General features: G+C 32.0%; 19 protein-coding genes. 9 read left to right on the top strand and 10 right to left on the bottom strand.

Annotation, left to right across the window (positions count from 1 at the left end):
- The first annotated feature begins 123 nt into the window (after window positions 1-123).
- The 3 genes from Q4Q34_RS18760 to Q4Q34_RS18750 all read left to right on the top strand — a co-directional run bounded on the left by Q4Q34_RS18760 (window position 124) and on the right by Q4Q34_RS18750 (window position 2,082).
- The gene (locus Q4Q34_RS18760; RefSeq protein WP_303317954.1) at window positions 124-753 is read left to right on the top strand and encodes a hypothetical protein; all 630 of its coding nucleotides are present in this window, start codon (window positions 124-126) and stop codon (window positions 751-753) included.
- Window positions 754-1,254: 501 nt separating this feature from the next.
- Window positions 1,255-1,434 (top strand): hypothetical protein, encoded by a 180-nt coding sequence (locus tag Q4Q34_RS18755; RefSeq protein ID WP_303317953.1) that lies wholly within the window; start codon window positions 1,255-1,257, stop codon window positions 1,432-1,434.
- Between the two features lie 195 nt (window positions 1,435-1,629).
- Window positions 1,630-2,082, top strand: a complete 453-nt coding sequence (locus Q4Q34_RS18750) for a protease complex subunit PrcB family protein (RefSeq protein ID WP_303317952.1) — start codon at window positions 1,630-1,632, stop codon at window positions 2,080-2,082.
- Between the two features lie 60 nt (window positions 2,083-2,142).
- Here the strand turns inward: Q4Q34_RS18750 and Q4Q34_RS18745 are convergent, their stop codons facing one another.
- Entirely contained in the window at window positions 2,143-4,203 is a 2,061-nt protein-coding gene (locus Q4Q34_RS18745) for a tetratricopeptide repeat protein (protein ID WP_303317951.1), read from the bottom strand.
- Window positions 4,204-4,354: 151 nt separating this feature from the next.
- Between Q4Q34_RS18745 and Q4Q34_RS18740 the strand changes: the two genes are divergently transcribed.
- From Q4Q34_RS18740 to Q4Q34_RS18725, 4 genes are all read left to right on the top strand, one after another.
- Window positions 4,355-4,633, top strand: coding sequence for an STAS domain-containing protein (locus Q4Q34_RS18740; RefSeq protein ID WP_303317950.1), 279 nt, complete (start codon window positions 4,355-4,357; stop codon window positions 4,631-4,633).
- 33 nt (window positions 4,634-4,666) lie between these two features.
- Complete coding sequence (locus Q4Q34_RS18735) at window positions 4,667-4,975, top strand: STAS domain-containing protein (protein ID WP_303317949.1); 309 nt, start codon at window positions 4,667-4,669, stop codon at window positions 4,973-4,975.
- A complete protein-coding gene (locus Q4Q34_RS18730) occupies window positions 4,956-6,197 on the top strand; it encodes an oligosaccharide flippase family protein (protein ID WP_303317948.1) in 1,242 nt (413 codons plus the stop codon). The genes Q4Q34_RS18735 and Q4Q34_RS18730 overlap by 20 nt, the downstream gene beginning before the upstream one ends.
- A gap of 754 nt (window positions 6,198-6,951) precedes the next feature.
- A complete protein-coding gene (locus tag Q4Q34_RS18725) occupies window positions 6,952-8,166 on the top strand; it encodes a glycosyltransferase (RefSeq protein ID WP_303317947.1) in 1,215 nt (404 codons plus the stop codon).
- Here Q4Q34_RS18725 and Q4Q34_RS18720 read toward each other — a convergent pair.
- From Q4Q34_RS18720 to Q4Q34_RS18705, 4 genes are all read right to left on the bottom strand, one after another.
- A complete protein-coding gene (locus Q4Q34_RS18720) occupies window positions 8,156-8,302 on the bottom strand; it encodes a hypothetical protein (RefSeq protein ID WP_330444563.1) in 147 nt (48 codons plus the stop codon). The two genes, Q4Q34_RS18725 and Q4Q34_RS18720, sit on opposite strands and share 11 nt — an antisense overlap.
- A gap of 393 nt (window positions 8,303-8,695) precedes the next feature.
- Window positions 8,696-10,213, bottom strand: a complete 1,518-nt coding sequence (locus tag Q4Q34_RS18715; RefSeq protein ID WP_408611557.1) for a glycoside hydrolase family 2 TIM barrel-domain containing protein — start codon at window positions 10,211-10,213, stop codon at window positions 8,696-8,698.
- Window positions 10,210-11,439: a hypothetical protein gene (locus Q4Q34_RS18710; RefSeq protein ID WP_303317944.1), complete on the bottom strand. Its 1,230-nt coding sequence runs from the start codon at window positions 11,437-11,439 to the stop codon at window positions 10,210-10,212. Before Q4Q34_RS18710 ends, Q4Q34_RS18715 begins: the two co-directional genes overlap by 4 nt.
- Window positions 11,439-14,531 (bottom strand): hypothetical protein, encoded by a 3,093-nt coding sequence (locus tag Q4Q34_RS18705; protein WP_303317943.1) that lies wholly within the window; start codon window positions 14,529-14,531, stop codon window positions 11,439-11,441. The genes Q4Q34_RS18710 and Q4Q34_RS18705 overlap by 1 nt, the downstream gene beginning before the upstream one ends.
- 177 nt (window positions 14,532-14,708) lie before the next feature.
- Here Q4Q34_RS18705 and Q4Q34_RS18700 point away from each other — a divergent pair, with 177 nt between their 5' ends.
- Window positions 14,709-15,902 carry a response regulator gene (locus Q4Q34_RS18700; protein WP_303317942.1) on the top strand — a complete coding sequence of 398 codons (1,194 nt, stop codon included), beginning with the start codon at window positions 14,709-14,711 and terminating at the stop codon, window positions 15,900-15,902.
- Between the two features lie 88 nt (window positions 15,903-15,990).
- On the opposite strand, the gene Q4Q34_RS18695 is transcribed toward Q4Q34_RS18700, so the two are convergent.
- The 4 genes from Q4Q34_RS18695 to Q4Q34_RS18680 form a co-directional block, all read right to left on the bottom strand.
- Window positions 15,991-16,533 (bottom strand): hypothetical protein, encoded by a 543-nt coding sequence (locus Q4Q34_RS18695; RefSeq protein ID WP_303317941.1) that lies wholly within the window; start codon window positions 16,531-16,533, stop codon window positions 15,991-15,993.
- A 255-nt stretch (window positions 16,534-16,788) separates the two neighbouring features.
- Window positions 16,789-16,926: a hypothetical protein gene (locus Q4Q34_RS18690; RefSeq protein WP_303317940.1), complete on the bottom strand. Its 138-nt coding sequence runs from the start codon at window positions 16,924-16,926 to the stop codon at window positions 16,789-16,791.
- A gap of 4 nt (window positions 16,927-16,930) precedes the next feature.
- Complete coding sequence (locus Q4Q34_RS18685) at window positions 16,931-17,653, bottom strand: methyltransferase family protein (protein WP_303317939.1); 723 nt, start codon at window positions 17,651-17,653, stop codon at window positions 16,931-16,933.
- 123 nt (window positions 17,654-17,776) lie between these two features.
- The gene (locus Q4Q34_RS18680; protein ID WP_303317938.1) at window positions 17,777-18,646 is read right to left on the bottom strand and encodes a helix-turn-helix domain-containing protein; all 870 of its coding nucleotides are present in this window, start codon (window positions 18,644-18,646) and stop codon (window positions 17,777-17,779) included.
- A 121-nt stretch (window positions 18,647-18,767) separates the two neighbouring features.
- On the opposite strand from Q4Q34_RS18680, the gene Q4Q34_RS18675 reads away from it, so the two are divergent.
- A complete protein-coding gene (locus Q4Q34_RS18675; protein WP_303317937.1) occupies window positions 18,768-19,283 on the top strand; it encodes a hypothetical protein in 516 nt (171 codons plus the stop codon).
- Between the two features lie 17 nt (window positions 19,284-19,300).
- Here the strand turns inward: Q4Q34_RS18675 and moaA are convergent, their stop codons facing one another.
- Entirely contained in the window at window positions 19,301-20,314 is a 1,014-nt protein-coding gene (gene moaA, locus Q4Q34_RS18670) for a GTP 3',8-cyclase MoaA (RefSeq protein WP_303317936.1), read from the bottom strand.
- Window positions 20,315-20,343: the final 29 nt, after the last annotated feature.

Genomic DNA, 20,343 nt, shown 5'->3' with positions numbered 1-20,343 from the left:
TGTTTAAAATGTAAATAAATTAAAGGAAATAACTTATTATATTAGTGGTTTATATAATGGATATATAGTTACAAGTAATTATATACCGATGTTGCCATTAATGCTGAAAAACGGACTAACTAAATGATAAACAAATTTTTAAATGCTAAACATTGGCAATTATTCACTTTAATGTTCGGAATTCCGATGTTATTGCAAATAGTTACTATGATATTTATGTTTACTGATGTTGACTCAAACGGAAATCTTGACCAAACTGGGGTGCTGAACACTTTCAAATTGTTTCCAATCATAATGTTCCTTTATACAGGACTTCTTTTTGGTTGGTTTTGGTCAATTGGAATTGGATTACAGAAATTTATTCCAACCGACATAAAAATGAAAATGAAAAAGTTTAAGATATTCTTCTTTATTCCTCTGATTTATATTCTTTTTCTTTTAGTAATAATTGGAACTACATTTTATGGGTTTTCATCTGGAAATAACGCTGTTGGCGGAATTGTTGGTAAAATGTTGTTTTTCATTATTCCAATGCATCTGTTTTCAATGTTCTGTATGTTTTATTTACTGTATTTCGTATCGAAAACTATCAAGACAACTGAATTAAAACGGACAGTTGCTTTTAGCGATTTCATAGGAGAATTTTTCATGATTTGGTTCTTTCCAATTGGAATTTGGTTTATACAACCAAGATTAAATAAAATAATATCTGAAAAAAGCACTAATGGTAACGATGCTAAAAATAATGCTTAAGTTTATTCCTAAATCTAAAGGTTAGTACTTTAAAAAAATGCATCATTTGAGAAATCTAATTAAAATACTTCTTTCTTTCCTTTTTATAGTCAATTTGTATATCTCATTTGACCATATAATTAGTCAAGATTCTCTTGCGAATGACTATAACATTGAATTGCTACTAACACAAAATCAGTATGAATATGATTCTATTGATTTTAATCAATTAAAGCAATCTTTTTCACCTTATGCACCTGTAACATCTTATAAGAAAAATCAAAAATTTGACTATCAAATTAATAATCAGAATTCCTTAGAGCAACTAACATTCAATACTCAAAAACATACTGTTTTAAGCTTTAAACCTATTCTCTTACAAATCGTTATTAACGAAATTTTAATCCAAAAATCTCATTGTATTTAATATAATCGATTTTAAATCGTCAATATTAAATAGCTCAATTCCTATCACTATAATATTGGAATTGAAAATAATTAATCGTATAAAATTAATTCACAATGAGAATAAAAAAATTCTTGCGTTTTTTAATGCTTTTGATTTTTATCATAATAGCCTCTATAGTGCCATTTCCAATAAAATTTTACAAAAAAGATAATTTACCTTCTTACGAAATTGAACAAATTGATAAAAAAGATGATGATGAAAATACCGAAAATGATTATCAAGCGTTTTCTTGAGATTAATCACAAAACGTACTACAACACCGTGTCCTATAAAATTTGCTAGTTTTGGCTAAACGAATGTTAGTTGCTGATTTTTCGAAGGAAAACCCTCTCATACAAACACGTAACTTTCCATATACATAAATGTTACCTACATTTTGAAGCAACCTTTCGTGAATTTCAACATCTAATTAAAAAATGTAATCGATTATGAAAAATATATTAATCATCTTTTTATCAATTTTAGTTTGGAGCTGTATTTCTGATGATGATAACTCAAAAATGACTGATGTTGAATCTACTTTAATTGCTAAAGATAATCTTTACGGAAATGGAGCGGAAGGAATTATTGAACAGAATTTAATTATATCTGATCAATCTAATTGGAATGATTTAATAACTCAAATGAATTCAGTAAATAATATTTCTGATAATTTTTCCGAAACTGAAATAGATTTTTATGAATACAAGATTATCGCAGTATTTGACGAAATAAAAGGAAACGGAGGTCATAGCTTGGAATTAAATATAGTGTCGAATTCCGAAAATATAATTGTAAACATTACCTATTTTGCTCCTAAAGGAAATGCTACAACTGTAATAACCCAACCTTTTCATATTGTGAAAATTCCAAATTCTGATTTACCAATAATATTTGAATAAAAATATGCTACAACTATGGCTTCTATGAAAAGTACTAACCAAGTCCTTCAAAGTTAATATTTATTCCCTAAAAACAGGCTTGTCAAACACATACCACTTAAAACGTACCCCAATTTCAGTAAAAGTAAAACCAGCAGCAGTAGCAGAAGCAATATTACTTCGAGTGCCATAAACATTTAATAAAGCACGGTCACAAAACTTATAACCTAACTTTCCCTGTACACGATATGTGCTTTGTTTTGCATTGCTTTCAATAAATTGATAGCCTGTAGCAGCAGTTAACTCATAAAACCATTCCTTGGGTTTGGTAATCACTTCATCTTTAATCAAATTTATAAAGATCTCTGTAGCATTAAATCTTTCCGGACTAAAATAAATAGCTGGAACTGGGTTCTTAAAAGTAATATACTGATAGTTTAAGCCTGCTTTTAATGATGGTTTGCTAAGTATATTATAGTATAACGAGGTAAACAGTAAATTCCTGGTGTTATCATCGTTTTGTGAAGTATAATAGTATTGCGTAAACCAACCTAAATTAAAGTTCGTACTAATATTGTAGTTTGCGTAAAAGTGGTTCATAACAATTTCACGATCTAATAAATCTGCGTTAAAATTTTGAAGCTCTCGTTTATAACCAATATCTAACACCTGCAATTTAAAAGGTTTGATATTAAACGACACATCGCTAAGTAATTGGGTATAATCATCCGTATCAGCTTTAGCAGAAGTGATACCAGCAGTGCCTTTAAAAGTGATGTTCGGTAATAACTGATAAGCTAATCCTAACGAAAAATTATTTGAGGTCGCTTTATTATCGGTTACAGTATTACTGGTTGTTCTATATCCATAATTAGCAAGCCACTTAAATTTTGTAGATGTAGGGAATTCAAGACGTGCTTGGAATGCATAAGCTTCGTTATCTCCATTATCAAAAGTATAGGATCCTTTCGTTTCTATAAAAGGGGTAAAACGGGTATTTAAATCTTTAATAAAATTAGTGGCATCTTTTTGTTTGCTATAAAATTGTAAGGTGTTGTTTGCAGATTTATATGCCTCATTATAAAAACCCAAAGCTTTTAATGTATTAGCTTTTCCTAAGTTGCCATCAAAAGACGTGCTATCGTTTTTTAAAATATGGTTGTAATCAATTAAACTCTTTTTAAAATCACTTTTATAGATATTCAATGTAGCCTGTAAGGCTAAAACCCAATTATCATTAGGTTTTGTTTTTATCAATTCGTCTATTAAAGTTTGAGCTTTTTTATACTTTTTATTCCAAATTAGGGCTTGTATATAACGTTCCTGTGTTTGCTGTACGAGTACGGCATTACTTAAACTAGCTAAGGTACTATAAGCCTCTTTACTGATTCTTAAAGCTGTTTTCTCCTTGCCTTTTAAGTGTTTTACTAAGGCAAGACCGTTTAGAGCTATTGTTTTATTAGTTTCATTGTTACCAATAGTATTATAGGTGGTTTCAGCTTTATCAAATGCTTCAGCTATTAAATAAAGATTAGCTAAGTTGATTAAGGTTTCCTTATCATTTTTAAAAAGAGATAAATTCTTTTTTAAAAGACGTTCTGCTTCAATGTATTTCTGTTGCTGTTGATTTTTATAAGCATAACCTAAGTAAATATATTTTTTAGAGGTTTGGGCATTTTGATTCCCTGGGGATACGTCTAAAGCTTTATTAACATATACTAATGCTTGATCATAGATTTTAAGATTGGATAAGGTATTGGCATACCCTAAAAGTGCTGGGAAACTTTGATCGTTTTCTTTAATAAGACTTTCATAGTAGTTTTTTGCAGTATGATAGTTTTTATTCCACAGTAGCGATTCTGCATAATTCAGTTTGATTTCAAAATCATTTGGATAGTCTTTTAACATGTCTGTAAATATAGAAACAGCTTCCTTAGAACTTCCATTTAACCCAACAGCACGTCCATAGCATAATTTTGCGGTTTTATTTTGCGGATAATCTTTTAAAACAGTTTTGAAATAGGCTTCGGCGGCTTTATACTTACCAGTTTCTAAGTAGGTGAACCCTTCTTGCATGTTTTGAGAAACCCCAAGAGCACCAATAAACAGGGATACTAAGACTAAATAGGACTTAAACTTCATGAGCGATTTTTAATACATGCAAGGTAAGCAATAGATTTTAATCATTCATCTACAGCAACCTGCCACTCACCGATATTGACCATAAAATTTAAAGGTTTGATAGCATCTTTGTATCAGAAGTTAAAAGAATAATAACTAAAAAATAAAAATTATGGCACTTAAAATTACAGATCAAAACGGAACATTTTTAGTAGAAGGAACTATTAACACGACTACAGCTCTAAATTTTCAAAATCATTTAGAGGCTATTTTAAATACTTATGAAACTCTAACTATAGATATAGAAAATGTCACAGAAATTGATGCTAGTGGTATGCAAGCTTTAAGAGCGCTTTACAACAATGCTTTAATTTATAACAGACCATTTTATATTGTTGGTACTGGATGTAAAGAAGTCTATGATGATTTCATATTTACCTATGCAGCATAATTGATTCTTAGTATAAACTCAAATCTAAATATTATGAACTTCAAAATTATAAATAACAGAGGCGTTTTTGAAATCCATGGTGATTTTATTAACGAGCATACCAATCAGGTAGCCACTTACTTTAATAATCTATTGGATACGTATTATGAGGTTGTTATATGCCTAAATCAGGTGAAACGTATGGATGATACGGCTTTAAATGTCATGCAATTTATAGCAGCTAAAGCCAAAAGAAGAAGCAAAACACTTTTTGTTTTAGGAAAAGAGAATAAAAGAATTAACAAACAATTTAAGACCTCTAATCTAAATAATATTTTTAAAAATGATTACGATAGTAAATAATTTAAGGAAAAGAATTTCTCCGGAGCAGCTATTTATGATAAGTGTTCTGGCTGTAAATGGCGGGAATTATTTGTATAACCTAATTCTTGGTCGTTTGTTAGGGCCAGCACAGTTTGCAGATGCAGCAGTATTAATAACCTTCTTGTTGGTATTGTCTTTTGTTGCGATGACGTTTCAGTTAGTCACTGCAAAGTTTTCTGTACTTTTTGAAAATCAATTATTTAAAAGTATTGTTTCAAAAATCTATAAAAATGCATTAATTGTCGGCATTGTAATGGGGGCTTTAATTGTCGGTTTTGCAACACAATTGCAAGAACTGTTTAACACATCCTCATCTAGTATGTTCGTAATTTTTGGTTGTGGAGTACCCTTATACTTTTTAATGAGTGTAAACAGAGGTGCTTTTCAAGGAAAAAAAGCATTTAAAGCATTATCTATGACGTATCAATCAGAAATGTTGAGTCGTTTGTTCTTCACCTTGGCATTGATCTTTTTGTTTAACATACAATCTTCAGTCGTTATAGCGATAGGTATTTTAATTTCATTCGGGTTTGGCTTAATACCTTTTAAGTTCAAGTCAATCGATCTTAAATCGAAATCATTGATATCAGTTGTCCAAGCGAAACAAATAAAGCAGTTTTTCATATTAACAGCGTTTTATGAATTAACACAAATCATAATAAACAATAGTGATATTCTTTTAGTAAAGCATTATTTTGAATCTTATGAAGCAGGTTTATATGCTTCTTTAGCTTTAATAGGGCGTATGGTATACTTTATAGCCTGGATGTTTGTCATGTTGTTGTTACCAACAGTGGTACAACTTAAAAAGGAGGGTAAGGAAACAGCATCCATATTGTTTAAATATGTTGGGTATATAGCAGCTATTTCGATAACAATTGTTTTAGCATGTTTAAGTTTTCCCGAAACCATCATAAAACTATTATTTGGTGAGAGTTATATTGCTATGGCACCACTTTTATGGAAATATGCTATTGCAACAAGTATGTTTGCTATTTCTAACATATTTGCATATTACTATTTGTCTTTAGATAAATATGTACCAGTCGTTATATCTGGTGTGTTTGGAATGCTTCAAATGGTATTAGTGATCTTTTTTCACGATAGTTTAGAGCAAGTTGTGTATATGCAGATTATTGCTATGGTTTTATTGCTGATTATTCAACTTATATTTTTCAAACTAGATCAGAGAAGAATTTAATCTGTATTTGTCATTCTGAGAAGCACCATAAGTATGACGTGAGAATCTGTCAAATTTAAAACGAAATTACCTTTTATTTATTCTTTCGATAATGCGATTTCTCGTCGCTCATGCTTCGTTCAGTCGAAATGACACAGAACGTTGAATTATCCTTTTAAGTCATGTCGAACGCAGTGAGACATCACACAGCAATCAATGGCTTTACTATACTTCTCTAATCTGTCTCTATATTAATAACTAAATTTAACTATTGTTAAATAAAAAATATAATTATAAGTAAATTATGAATGCTTTAGTTGAAAACTATAAATAGAGAATCTATTCTATTTATATAGAAGCTTCTTAGTTTGCTTACTCATTATTGCCACTAGTAAATACAGTAGTCAATGTCATTAAGTTAAGATTGAAATGTCAGGAGCGCAGTCGAAGACATTTAAACCTCTTGCTTTCAATAGCGTTTCGACTGCGCTCAACGTGACAAAATAAAATCCTTATAACTTAATGACATTGTTTTATTACTGATTATTTAGCTTATGTTCTTCAAATTAGATCGTAATTGAGATTGTCATTCCTGCCTTTACTTCGATTGCTCTCAGTATAAACTTTGGAATGAGAGTCTAATCTAAAGCAAATTACCATTCGTCTACAGTAAACGCTAACCCATCTACAATCGCCCCTTTTTAGACTTTTAAATCCTCAAATTTACACCATAACAAAGGAATAAAATTATTAGAAACATTAAAAAAATAAACTTATGAAACTAGCAATCGTAACAGCGTATCCGCCAAGTAAAGTCACTTTAAATGAATATGCGTATCATTTAGTAAAACATTTTAGACAAAGAGAAAACATTACTGAAATTGTTTTATTAACCGATAAAACAGAAGGTAAAAAAGATTTACAATTTGTAGAAGCAGGTTGTAAAGTCAGCGTAAAAGAATGTTGGTCATTTAATAGTTATACAAATATTATAAAAGTAACACAGGCTATAAACCAAACACAACCAGATGCCGTATTATTCAATTTACAGTTTATGAAGTTTGGTGATAAAAAAGTAGCAGCAGCATTAGGTTTAATGTTGCCATTAGTTTGCAAGCTTAAAAAAATCCCTACAATAGCTTTATTACATAATATTTTAGAAGAAGTCGATTTAGGGAGTGCTGGTTTTACATCGAATAAAATCATGCAAAAATTATATGGATTTATAGGATCTACCTTAACCAAGTTAATTCTTCAAGCTGATGTGGTTGCCGTTACCATGCAAAAATACGTTGATACTTTAGAGGCTAAGTACAAAGCTAAAAATGTAAAACTGATACCTCATGGTACATTTGAAATTCTTGAAGAGCCAAGTTTTAATGTACCGCTACAACCTTTTAAAGTGATGACTTTTGGGAAATTTGGAACGTATAAAAAGGTAGAAAACTTAATTGAAGCTGTAGAAGAGATTAAGACATATTCAAATTTAAATTTAGAAGTTGTTATAGCTGGAACTGATAATCCAAATACACCAGGGTATTTAGAGTCTGTAAAAAAGGCTTATAGCCATGTAGAAGGGGTAACCTTTACGGGTTATGTTGAAGAACAGGAAGTACCAAAATTGTTCAAAGAGAGTGCGCTTGTGGTATTTCCTTATACATCTACAACAGGAAGCTCTGGTGTTTTACATCAAGCGGGAAGCTATGGTAAAGCGGTAGTGATGCCAGATCTAGGAGACTTAGCCCTTTTGGTAAAAGATGAAGGGTATAGAGGAGAGTTTTTCGAGCCAACAAGTGTGAGCAGTTTAGCATTGGCAGTACAAAAAATTCTTGAAAATAATGCTTATAGAGTAGAACTAGAACGCGCCAATTATAAGGCTGCTACGGCATACCCTATGTCCAGAATAACGAACATGTACTTAAATACATTTAAATCCATAATTTTAAAAAAGCAAGAAGACGTACTACAAAAGCAAGAAGTTATTGCTTAGAAATAAATTTAAAAGCATTCTTTTTTGTCCCATTTTCATCAATAAAACCAAAACGTTTTTGAGCATTTTTACACCAAGGAAGTCTACCAACGACTTCCTTTGGTATGTTTGTAAAGTCGTATAAAGTCCAAGACATAAAAGGGATGTTATTTTCAGAAAAGATGGTTTGAGCTTCTTTATGATATTCCCCTGCTGCTCCATAGTATGTGCTACCGCTAGTATTTACTAGTGGCGTACTGAGTAAGTTTTAAGTGTAAGAAGGAAAAAGAGAAAGCTTTTACAGAGAAGTAATAGCTTTTCTAAATTATTTTTTATTGGACGAGACAAGACTTGCCGCCACTAGTAAATACTAGCGGTAGCAGAGGTTTAGCTTTTGTTTTTATAAATAAATATAATAAGTTGAAAAGTAAAAACTAAACACAACACCGAAAAGTAAATACGGTCTTGGTACTTAACCCAAAGTTTAGAGCTTTCAGCCAAGTCCGTCAGTCCATTTATTTTGATAATATTCTTCAGTTTACGGGTAATATCAAGGATGGTTAATATACTTATAAGCTTCTTTTTCAACCCCATTTTCATTTATAAAACCAAAACGTTTTTGATTATTTTTACGCCAGGGAAGTCTACCCACAACTTCTTTTGGTATATCTGTAAAGTCATATAAAGTCCAGGACATAAAAGGGATGCTATTTTCAGAAAAGATGGTTTGGGAGTCCTTATGATATTCCGCTTGGTCTGTTTCCGAATTTCCAAATGGATTCCATAAACCATTATAAGACGATATACCAAATTCAGTAATAGCAATAGGTTTGTCTGTTATTTCTGTTTTTAAGTTGTTAAAGGTGGTTTCTAAATCGTCTAACGCTTCATAATAGTGAAAAGATACAAAATCAACCTTGTCTTTTAAAAGTGTTGCACTTTCTGCATTAGACCAGCCAATGGTTACGGGATGTTCCGAATCTAATGACTTTACCAAGTTTATCATATGGTCCAACCACGCCATAACGTTTGTTTTGTTACGAGATTCGAAATCTAAATTGGGTTCATTTTTAATATCCCAGGCAAACAGAGCGTTGTGGTCTTTTAATTTGGATATGATGGTTTCTGCGTGACGATGATTTAAAGTCCAGTCTAAAACAGCATAATCCCCATAAAAATCAAAAAGCGTGACCATAACTTTTATGTGTTCCGTTTCAGCAAGATCCATGACTTGTACTAGCTTTTTAAGCTTTTCAGAATCGACATTCGCTTTACCAAAAGCGGCATAAGGCACAAAAATACGAATGCTGTTTAAGCCTGCTTCTTTAATACGTTTAAGGTCTTTAGAAATAATGTTTGCATCAAATTGCTCACCAAACATGTTCCAGGGAGAGGCTTGCGGGTAATAATTGATACCTTTAATATCTATACTTTTATTTGAAACGATTTTGTGATTAGGTTTAAAGTTGGCACTCGTTTCTTTTACCATATGTCGAATACGCCAAAACCCATCTTCCAGGAGTAAAATGATTTTATAGGAGGATACATCAGTCGTTTCTAAGAGTAAAGTCTCATTTTTATAAATACGTTTGTATTCAACCACATTTTTATCAGTAATAACGACTAATTGACCATCTTCACTAAAAAACTCTAATTTTGGTTGGTGTTGTAATGTGGTGCTTTGAATAGTCACGCCAGCCTCAAGATTTTCATCGATAATGGCGTAGATGTTTTTACGTGCATTTTCCGTGTAATAATTGTCGATACCCTTTTTTGTATTGGTTTGGTACGCCAAATGTTTTATATACCAGGCATCTAAATAATTAGTTTCAATACGCGCTAAGGTTTGTTCGTCCATAGACCTGCCTTCATTTTCAAGCGCTTCCCAGATGATTTTTGGGAGATATTGATCGATTTTTTTAACATGAGTATGCAACATATTACTTCTATCTGCACCCGTATTCAGATAGCTATATAAGGCACTAAAACCATAAATGATAAAACCAATAACCAATACATAAGAAAGTACCAGAATACTACGTAATATGTTTCTGTTAATGTTCATTATAGCTTTATGTTTTCAAATGATTTTTCAATACGAGCTGTCTCTATGATGATTTTAAAGGTGTCATTTATATCGCTTGGTACAGGTATAATATCTTCGTTTAATTTGAATGTTACAAACCCTTCAAAAGAACTTTTTAAAAGTGTTTTAATTTTTGTGTCGTTTTGGTAAAAATGTAGTTTTACTTGCAAGCCATCAGGGATCATTTGTTTCATAAAACTTTGCAAGGGACCAATAGTAATGGTTCTGGAATCATCTGAAAAGGCGACCTCAAAATCTGTGATTACTTGTTTAAAATTAAGTGATATGTTATCGCTTTCTGCCATACCTTCTATAAATGCCTTCACCGACCAGGTATCTTCATGGTCTGGATGGATCATTTTAGCGGTGGCAATACCATTAATTGTCGTGCCAGATGTTTTAAGAATGTTATTGTCTTTGTTTGTAATAAAGAAATCTACATAAGTACCATCGCTAACGATGTTATCGTATTTGTCCTCAATTATAGAGGTTGTAAATGTTGTAATTTGATTGCCGTCGGCATAGTTATGATGTTGTTGATACGAGATCTTAAAATTAGCAGGAATAGCAGGTAAAACATTAACAGTGTATTCTTTAGAATGGGTGCCTAAGGCATCCGAACTAATAAGCATGCGACCAGATTTAGTCTCAGAATACAGGTTTTTATAGGCTATTAAATAATTAGTATAAATAGCATTATTATATTCTGAAGTTAAAAATTGATGCTTTACGTTAACCTGAGTACTGTCTTGCAATGGATTATCAAGAGGATCTGTTGGAATAACGACTAGCATCGAATAATCGGTTCCACCAGCTTCAATACTTGGTGGTCCCAGATAAGTTTCCATTTTACTAACCTTTTGTTTAGGAGTGATATTAAATTTTCCAGATAGGTTAGTACCGTTAGTCAATAGTTTCCAATTCACTAACCCCGTTTTGTTTGCTATACTTTTAGGTATTTCAAACGCTAATATTTTGTTCTTATTAGTGCCCTGAATTAAAACGGAACCATAACTATTGGTACAATATAATAAAGGATTAGTTTCACCATCACCAGAAAATTTTAATAAGATGCTATGTCCAGCTTCAAATTCAGTGTCATGGGTTAAAAGTTTGAAAGTATTCTTTATTTCAGATTGCCCTACAAGCGAAAAAGACCCTATAAACATCAAAACAATGGCTAGTATGTATGTGAGTTTATGCATCATTAATTTGGATTTCCTATATAGGTGTTAACTTCAATTTTCACATAACTATAATGAGAATGTGATATGGGTTGCAAAACAGATTGTGTTTGATCTTCAATTCTATTCGGCACCACTTTATTTGAAATAGCTTCATTAGGTAAGCCATTTACAAAACAGTTCGTCATATCACTATTAATAAGTTTTATAGTATTATTTTGAAGTAGTTTGTATTCAAAAGGTTGCTGTCTTTGTTGTCTGATGCCTTCTTCAAGAAATAAATGATCTACCCAGATCATGGTTTTATTAGTATCGTAATACGAAATAATTAGTTGTGGAATGGTGACTTCTTCTAATCCAGAATTAAACAAATTCCCTTTAATAGATTCTGAAGTGATATTTAAGGCACTTATAGTGGTTGCTTTATATAAATCGGAACCAGATACATTACCAGCAACTTGTAAATTGAATTTTGTGGGTTGCTCATCAAATTCCACAGGCGTAAATTCATCTGGATTAAAAGTTTTAGGAATAGAATCTTGTGTTTTAGACCAAGCAATCCCTTCAAAATTAATTCTAAAAGCACTCACTTCTTTAGGCATTAATTTATGTTTGACCTGATGTTTGGCGTTATAAGTGGCTAGTTCTTTATTGTCATCATTATAAAGTGTTCCCTTTAGGACAACGTCTGCGGGAACATTATCAATATTTTGAATGGCTCCAATAATGGCATAATGATTGTCCTGTTTTACCAATTTAGCCGAAAGAATTTCTAAAACAGGTTGTTTTAAAACATCCTCGTGGTGGGTTTGCTCGGTGGTGATGCGTCGTCTACCTTGATTAAAGTAACGCGTTGAGTTATCTGAATATAACTGATCTGGAGGCAAGTCCAGATTGATATCTTCGGGTTGAAGAAACCATTTACCATCCTTTTTAACAAGCGATTTATAATCTACTTTATTAATTTTTTCTAAAGGTGTAATCCAATCGGTTATCACTTTCACACTAGCTAAACTATCCGTTTTACTCGTTACAATAGTCTTAAGGGCATCTAATTTTGCATACGAACTTAATAACCCATCAGTTACCGATATTTCAAGCATATATTGGGCTATGGGTAAATGACTTTCGGGATTAATTAAACGATGCGCTTTTTCAAAAGCTTTAAAATCCAAGGCATCGTAATAGGCCATGATCACATGTTCTGGAGAACGATGTGAATCATTCTTGATATAGAATAAGTAAATACCATAATTAACAAATATGGCAAGAATAATAGACCAAATATGAGTGACTTTTAAAACGCCTTTTGAAAAGCTTGTGTAGTTGTTTTTAAAATTTAAATATGCTGGAGTTATTTTTTCTTTGGTTTTTAAAGCGCGTATCCATAACATTTGAATATTCAGTATAAAAGCAATAAGAACCGTTAAAAAAGGCATAACACCCCAAAGGATTTTTTGCCATAGTGCAACATCGTCTTTTGGTAATATGGAAGGCATAGGAGGGACATTAAGTTTTTCCCAAACCATAATACCATTTTCTAATTGTCGTAAGCGCTGCCAGCCACAGAAATATAAAATAGGGTCGTAAAATTTATCATTAGAAAAAATATACTTTAAATGATATTTTTCTGGTGTCGTTAAAAACTGCTGTAAAGAACCAATACCTTCAACCCCTTTAAATTTTGAATTTTCTAAGCGCTCAATAGGGCGTGTGGTAAGTTCGGGTAATCGTCTTGCTGAGTGGTAATTGCCATCTACGGACAAGGCTTTGGTTTGCGCGGATAACCATGCCATTTGATCACCAAAACCTAAGGTCATATAACGCCAATGATCATGCTGATCTTGATTGAGGAAATTAACAATAGGAAGCATCTTTATTTTCTGCGGTTGTGAAGGTCTGAAGTAGCCCAAACTCATCGTGAAAATCGTCATAAATAAAAATAAACCAGCAAGAATACCCCCTATAATTCTATGATATATAGCACCAAATGTATTTTGAATGCGTGTTTTTAGATCTCCCTCAACAAAACGATAGGCAAATTCACCGAAAAGGGGCAAAGACATAATAGAGGCCCAAAGCGTGAACCTATCTAAAGTTAATATATTAAAAGCAGTATCTCCCAAGATCATTTTAGGAATTGGGGTTGTACCTCCTGTTCCTAAAACAGTTAAAAGGGTTATAGATAGTCCAAAAAACAAATAACGTTTGCTATAATATCTATAAAATATATAGGGTAAGAGAATAAGTAAAATGCCCCAGGGGATTAAAAAGAAAACCAATCCAGAAGACGTAACCTCAAGAAAATTATCTCTGGAACCATGTGGTATAGGAACTTGCGTAATGGGGTTGTTTTTAGAATTAATCCAATAGGGAAGAATGCATCCCACAATAATGACTAGTGAAAGTAATCCAAAGCCAACAATACGTTTAAAAAGCTTAAAAAAGCTTCTTAGGAACACCTTAAATCTGACTTCTTTCATGGTATTAACCTGCTCTCTAGACGCATCCATAATCACCATACCAATTAAGGGAAATATAAAGAAGATCATTCCGAAAATAGGGGTAACATGATGCGAGGTCACTGTTACAGCTATTAGAGATAAACTGGTGAGTAAGTAACGGTATTTACCTGTCTTTAACCATAAATAAATTTCTGGTAAAGCATGCATTAAAACCGAGATTCCTATAATACTTGGTAATTGTCCAAACACATGTAGGGTTTCTACAAACGACGATGATAATACGGCTAAAATAGCTGCATAACCTGCTGCAGTTCTACTGGAAGTCATTAACAGTGAAAACCGATAGACACCCGTTATAAATAAAACAATGCTGATAAGGGCAACAGTAAATAATCCAAATTTTAAACCACCTATTAATGATAATGCAGCGATGCCTTGATGCACTAGCGGCGGATAACTCATAACCGTAAAGCCTGTATACCACTTGTAGTTCCAGGGTTCAAACCAACTGCTCGAATAATGCTCAGCAAAAAACAAATGAATTAAGGCATCGTAAGTACCCTCTAAAGTAAAAAAGATAGAGGTCCCATGAAATGCTATACCTATAAGTAAAGCAGCAATTAAGTATTTATTTGACGTTTTTGGTGGCAATGCTTATAATTTTTTTGATAATATAAAGGTATATAAAGTGTTTTCGGTTAGCTTTATTGGTCGTCTACACTTAATTACCATTCGTCTACACAAAATGTCTTATTAGGCTAAAATAGACTTTTTCTTACACCAATCATAATACTTTTGGAGTGTAAATAATCACAAAAACATCTATTTATGAAAATTTTAGCTATTGATGATCAGCAACTCGTGTTGCTACCATTGCAAAAAAGATTAAACGAATTAGGATACGACGTTAGAATTGAAACTGATGCTAATAAAGGCATATCTCAGTATGATAGTTTTAACCCTGATTTAGTCATTGTTGATATTAATATGCCTACAGTTTCAGGATTGGAAATTGTAAAGTATATCAGAAACTCTAAACGAAAAGATACACCAGTAATGGTTCTTTCTGGAAATACAGAAGATAAAGTTATTACTGCTGGTTTTGATTTGGGTATTAACGACTACATGAAAAAACCTTTAAGTTTAAACGAAATATGTGCACGAATCAAGCGCTTAATAGGACAGCCAACGGTTACATTTAGTAATACAAACAATAGCCATGTGGTGATTCAACAACGCTGTGTAGGCGTGGTGATACCATGTTACAATGAAGAAGATCGTTTGTTAAGTGCTGAATTTACCAATTTTATTGATAAGAATACAGGGTATCATTTGTGCTTTGTAAATGATGGGAGTACCGATAATACCTTAGAAGTACTAAATAATTTGAGAAAAGGACGAGAAGATTACATTACTGTTTACAACTGCGAAAAAAATGGCGGTAAGGCAGAAGCTGTAAGATTGGGAATGTTGCATATGGTCGAAAAAGCAGATTTAGATTTTATAGGCTTCTTAGATGCAGATTTATCTACAGACTTAAAAGATTTTGATGAACTGGTATCTACTATTGAAAACTCAGACTTTAAAATAGTTAGCGGATCTAGAATAAGCAGAATGGGGGCTAATATTACTAAGGAATCTGCTAGAAAAATTATAAGTATGACGATTAATTTCATCATCCGAAAAATTCTAGGAATGAACTTTAAGGACACACAATGTGGTGCAAAAATCTTCCGTAAAGATGTGATACAACTAGCATTTGACAAAAAATTTGTTACCCAATGGATTTTTGATGTTGAAATATTTAAAAGAATGTCTATTCATTTTGGTATTGAAAAAGCTAAAAGTTATATCTGTGAAAAACCTTTAAAACGTTGGATTCACGCTGATGGATCAAAACTTTCAATGAAGGATTCTATTAAAATTGTAGCCCAGTTAGGGCAAATAGCCTGGGTATACAGATCTAAAAATAAAATAGTTGATAGTAATCAAGTTGAACTTTCATTGGTTCATAAGAATTAATACAGTTTATTTTGATTTTGTTTTTGTGATGAAAAAGGCTGTCTAAAACTGACAAGATTAATCACTTTTTAGACGGTCTCTTTTAGTTTTAATCAATACGTTGATACCTATCATTAAACTTAAGTCGTTTTTTAGCGTTTCCTTTTTTAATTTGAATGGTATAAAGCGCTTTCAGGTCTTTATTATTGAGATAATTAAGAGTATATATATTTTTCTCAAAAGCCCATTCCGGGTATATTTTTGATATTTTAACCCGCAATTCATAAGGCAATTTTATGTTTTTATAGGTTTCTTTTGACGCTATAATAGTGCCGTCAGTATTATAAGTCACAACCGCTTTTCCTTGGTTTTTATTAAATACTATGCGGTAAGTCGCTCTTTCCGATTTATCGAAAATAGCATCGTTTTTTAAGTTGAAATTTAAAACCTCTTGTTGCAAATCAGTAACAATTTTTGAAGTGCTATAAATGGCAACAGTTCTAAAATAGGCATTGCCGTAATGTGCTGTTTTTCTTTTAAACTTATGTGTCGTTTCAGCGTCACTCTTACTTAAAAAAGCAAGGTCATTTTGTTGTGCATTGCTAGTTGCATATATAAATAGTGCCACTAGCGTTAAAAATAGATGTTTCATAATATATTGTTTTTTAATTTTTTATTATTGTTGTCCAATACTAGAGTCAAGACCGCTGCGCTGATAGAACATAGAATCAAGATTTTGTTTTTAACTAACTGATAATCCATTTTACAGCAAATTCATCATTTTCAGAAAGTTTATAAATCTCTACTTGCTGTAAAAACAAGGGTACCTATTAAAAAAATATTGTGACCTATACCCAGTCTATCATTCGGACTGTTTTACAAATTTTTATTGGACACTATTAATTTTTTATGTGTAGTAAACTTTATCTATGTTTTCTGTTGGTCGATTAATTGGTTTTTTTACTGAAGGTTTTGCCCCTGTATACCAACCAAATCCCATGGGTAAAAAGAGTTGGTTCCTTCTTAATTTGGTATCTGTTTTCATGATGTTACTTTATTCTTTTTGGAAACGGAATCAACATGCGTGTTTTAGATTGATACGCTTTATATGCTTTTCCAAATTCCTTTTTGAGGTCACGTTCTTCAAGCAAGGTGCCTATTACAAAATAGGCGGTTAAACCCATTGCAAAAACCAAGTGTGTTACTGTCATATTCGGCGTTGCCCATAACCCAAGGATACCACCAAAATATAAAGGATGACGTACATATTTGTAAAACGAAACCACCTTAAAATTAAGGGTTGTATAAGGTTTGTTTCTGAGCTCTAAATAGGTTTGGCGCAATCCGAACAAATCAAAATGATTGATTAAAAACGTACTGATAAACAGAATTGCCCAACCAGAAAAAAACATAATATAAGCCAGATAATACAGAATGCTACCAGATTGTAATTTCCATACAGAACCGCCCATAGGTGCCCATTCTAAAACTAAAAGCACGAGTAACAATCCTGAAATCAGTACAAACGTGCTACGTTCTACAGGTTTTGGGAAATACTTGGCAAATGCCGTTTTAAACGACTGTCTGGCCATTACGCTGTGTTGCACGCCAAAGAGTGCTACTAAACCAAAGTTTTTAAGTAAGGCTAAGTGAAAAGGTAGGGTAGCGGTTTGATCTATAGATATTTCTGGAACTAAATCACTTACTGATATAATCCATAATAATAAAGATGCAAACCCGATAAGGTAAGCGATAATTGAATACAAGAACATTAATACTTTTTTCATGACATATTGATTTTAAATGATATGCCAAAAGTATTCTGAAACGGAGGTTTAGAATGTTCTTAAAAGTCCAACTTTCTTTCTAAAAAGTTCAAATCAAAAAAATGTGGACTAAGTAGCTAAATGGAGGTTTCGGTATTGATTTGGAGGGTAGCTAAACTTTTGTTTAAAACTACTATTAAAGTGAGATGTGTTTTTAAAACCACTTTCATAACACACCTCATTGATATTCAATTCTGAATTTTGCAACAAGGTTTTTGCATAGTCTAAGCGTGTGTTAGTTAACCATTTACCAGGTGTTTCATTAAAGTGTGCTTTAAAATCTCTTTTGAAGGTAGATAGGCTTCTTCCGCAAAGACGTGCATATTCTTCCAATTGCAAATCATAATGGAAATTTTTCATCATAATATCCTGAATGCTGGTTTTTTCAACTTGTCTTAATGTATTAAAGAAACTAATCAAATCTTGATTGGCAGGATTGAGTGCGATGTTAAAAAGTAGTTCGTTAAATTTTATTTCAACTAATTCTCTAGGAATTTCACCACCCATATCAAAATAGTTAAAAACAGATAGAAATAGCGAGTTTAACGAGTTGGTAACATGTATGGGGAATATTTGATCGTAATATTCTTTTGGACTTGCAGATTTTATAACCGATGCATTATTCGTTATGAAGTGTCTTATAAAGTCTTCAGTAATAAAAAATAGAATGGTACAATAATCTTCCTCGAAATATTGCTTTGTATTGTAAATACCTTTTCTAATAAAAAGAGAATCTCCAGAATGTAATGGATATGTTTTGTTAACGGAAGTCCAATCCTTTTTACCGCTTATCACATATGTTATAAAAGGTGTATCGGTCCATAATTTGAATTTTTCAACTTCAATAGGACATTTGTATTCTACAAATAAATAGTCGTCACCAATTAATTTATTATTTTTTGGGTCGTTTTTAAAGTATTTGAAAACGTCGAGGGTCATACACAAATTTAATAAATAATTTGATTAGTTGTCTTGCTAGGCTTTTTGACAGTTGTTTTCGATGAATTATTGCTTTACATTTGAAATCTTTTTATTCAATTTCAGGGCTAATATGCAATAGATGAAAACCATTTTTTTAACACTCATATGGTTTGTTTGTTTTTTTTCCTTTTCTCAAGACTATGAGAATGGAAGTGTTGATTTTGGTTTGGGTGGCGCAATTAGTGTTGGATTGCAGGAAGAAGTAGGTTTTGATATTAGATTTCAGTACCAATCCTCAACACAAAAAAGTACTTATATAGCTGAGTATAATCGATTTTTTATAAAAGAATTCGAAAATACAGAAGTTTATAATGAGTTTGGTATTACCTATAATGTGCGTTTAATGCATTGGGAAGCATTAAGTATAACTGGGGGAGTTGGTTATGTTGGAAATGACTATAGAATATTAAGTAGAGCAGAAGACACCTCTTCATTGTTTTTCTCCACAGGTAATTTTAATCATGCCGCAGCACTTAAATTTAGAGGATTATATCATATAAATCCGATACAGGTGTTTGTAGAGTTTAACCTAAAGAGCTTTGGGAAACGATATGATACTGTTATTTTTGGACTTACATATTCTCTAGGGGTTTAGTTTTGATGTAATACCCCTTACCCGCCTATAGCAGTCATGCTTCTATTATTGCTATGTAGCTTGGGTTCTTGCAGCTTTTTCAAAGTATCCATACCACCACGAACTTTAAGCTTTGCTTGTACTGCTTTTTGGATGATTGGTTCAATAGGATTTCCAGACCTTAGCGTTGTTAGTAAATCGGATTCTGTTGAAGAAAATAAACAGTTTTTTAATTGTCCATTGGCTGTTAATCTAAGTCTGTTACATGAATCACAAAACGGATTCGTCACAGAACTAATAATAGCAAAACTACCTTTATAGCCTTTTATTTTATAATTTTTAGAAGTATCGTTTGGAGCATCTTGAAGGCGTACAATGTTTTCTTCAGGAAAAGAAGCATTAACATCGTTCATCACTTGGGCATAGGAAACCATTTTACTCATATCCCATTTATTGCCATCAAAAGGCATGAATTCGATAAAACGGACAGAAACAGGTAAATCTTTAGTGAAGTTTATAAAATCTATAATTTCATTATCATTAAACCCTTTCATTAAAACAGCATTCACTTTAACTGTAAAGCCTTCTTTGACCAACAATAAAATATTGTTATAAACCTTTTTAAACTCATGCCTTCTGGTAATGTGCTTAAATTTGCCCTCATCTAAGGAATCTAAACTAACATTAATTTTATTAACACCATTGGCCTTTAAAACATCGATAAATTTATCAATAATAACTGCATTAGATGTTATGGATAACTCTACGGGAAGCGTTGCTAATTTCTCTAAAATAGCAGGAATGTCTTTTCTTATTAAAGGCTCACCTCCAGTTAATCTGATTTTAGTCACCCCATGGTCTACAAAAGTTTTAGCTATATCATAGATTTCTTCATAAGTCATTAGATGACTTTTAGGAGATAATTTCACACCTTCTTCTGGCATACAGTAGGTACAGCGTAAGTTGCATCGCTCTATTAAAGAAATGCGCAAATAGGCATGGTCTCTACCGTATGAATCTTGTAAAATATTTTTATTCTGACTTCTATTCATTTTATGATATTGTTCAGAGACCAGTCAGG

It is taken from the genome of Flavivirga abyssicola (genome assembly GCF_030540775.2).
In the GTDB taxonomy this organism is placed as follows: domain Bacteria; phylum Bacteroidota; class Bacteroidia; order Flavobacteriales; family Flavobacteriaceae; genus Flavivirga; species Flavivirga abyssicola.
The sequence above is the reverse complement of the archived record's forward strand: the minus strand, read 5'-3'. Positions and strand labels throughout refer to the sequence as shown.